Source organism: Crenobacter sp. CS_VA4, from assembly GCF_055597485.1.
Map to the genome: position 1 here is coordinate 1 of NZ_JBVMAE010000069.1, position 1794 is coordinate 1794.

Annotated in this window: 1 protein-coding gene; it reads left to right on the plus strand. The window is 62.9% G+C overall.

The window, feature by feature from the left end; genetic code table 11:
• The first annotated feature begins 813 nt into the window (after positions 1 to 813).
• Positions 814 to 945, plus strand: coding sequence for a hypothetical protein (locus ACZ2IA_RS22700; RefSeq protein ID WP_470294855.1), 132 nt, complete (start codon positions 814 to 816; stop codon positions 943 to 945).
• Positions 946 to 1794 lie beyond the last annotated feature (849 nt).

Below are 1794 nucleotides of genomic sequence, written 5' to 3' on the forward strand. Positions count from 1 at the left end.
AAAGGCTTTGTGTTTGGCATCATGAAAAATGAGGCTACAGAAAAAATCTATGATGGACAATGCATCATGACCCATCACAGCTGATGAGGTGGCGACCCATCACAGCTGATGATGGGTCGCCACCCCGGAAACCCGCGCCAATGCTGGGTTCTTCAATTTCTGCTTTCTAAGAGTCTCATGGGCCGTTTCCGCAACACCGAACGGCCCGGCGTCAGCCGCCTCCGGCGGTATCCTCCGCTGGCGCTCCGGCTGACCAACAGCGGCTACGCCGCATCAGGGCAGGGCTTCGCCCCGCACCCCAAAAATGCCGGCCCGTTGGGCCGCACTGCCCGCCTTCGGTGTGCCGCTCTTCGGCGACACGGGGGGCTATCCGCTAGCGGGTGGTGCTACGGCCCGCACGCGGGCCTAGCTCCCGTACCCCCATCCGGCGCACACCCCGCGCCGGCGGGGCCCCTACGGGCACGCCGTCCCGGCGGCCACCCGAACCACATTGGCCGAAAGGCCAATAGCCAAACCGTCTGCAGTGTGGTGGGCGGCGGTGGGCAACTCGGAGAGTTGTCCACGGGTGCCCGGGTTTGCTTCGCCGTTTGTCTTAACCGCTTTTCAGACCTAACCCAGCTGGGCCAGAGGGGCGGTGAGCTTTGCTCGCCGTCCCGGGTGGCCAGCAGGCAACCGACCGGAGGGAGGGCGGCAGTGGTGGGGACTCACGATTTTGCCCTTGCCCGAAGGGCCACACGGACAATTTGCTCAGCAAATTGTGGAGTGGGTCCACAACGAATTTCATCGTTGGGGGCAGTGGCTGTACCATGCCGTATGAATTACGCCATCCTCCGCATCCAAAAGCTCAAGTCACCCGCTGCTGTCGGCCGCTCGATGAAGCACGCTTTCCGCGAGCAGAACACCCCGAACGCCGACCCCGAAAAGCTGGCCGACAACAGCGGGTGACTTGAGCTTTTGGATGCGGAGGATGGCGTAATTCATACGGCATGGTACAGCCACTGCCCCCAACGATGAAATTCGTTGTGGACCCACTCCACAATTTGCTGAGCAAATTGTCCGTGTGGCCCTTCGGGCAAGGGCAAAATCGTGAGTCCCCACCACTGCCGCCCTCCCTCCGGTCGGTTGCCTGCTGGCCACCCGGGACGGCGAGCAAAGCTCACCGCCCCTCTGGCCCAGCTGGGTTAGGTCTGAAAAGCGGTTAAGACAAACGGCGAAGCAAACCCGGGCACCCGTGGACAACTCTCCGAGTTGCCCACCGCCGCCCACCACACTGCAGACGGTTTGGCTATTGGCCTTTCGGCCAATGTGGTTCGGGTGGCCGCCGGGACGGCGTGCCCGTAGGGGCCCCGCCGGCGCGGGGTGTGCGCCGGATGGGGGTACGGGAGCTAGGCCCGCGTGCGGGCCGTAGCACCACCCGCTAGCGGATAGCCCGCCGTGTCGCCGAGGAGCAGCACACCGAAGGCGGGCAGTGCGGCCCAACTGGCCGGCATTTTTGGGGTGCGGGGCGAATCCCTGCCCTGATGCGGCGTAGCCGCTGTTGGTCAGCCGGAGCGCCAGCGGAGGATACCGCCGGAGGCGGCTGACGCCGGGCCGTTCGGTGTTGCGGAAACGGCCCATGAGACTCTTAGAAAGCAGAAATTGAAGAACCCAGCATTGGCGCGGGTTTCCGGGGTGGCGACCCATCATCAGCTGTGATGGGTCGCCACCTCATCAGCTGTGATGGGTCATGATGCATTGTCCATCATAGATTTTTTCTGTAGCCTCATTTTTCATGATGCCAAACACAAAGCCTTT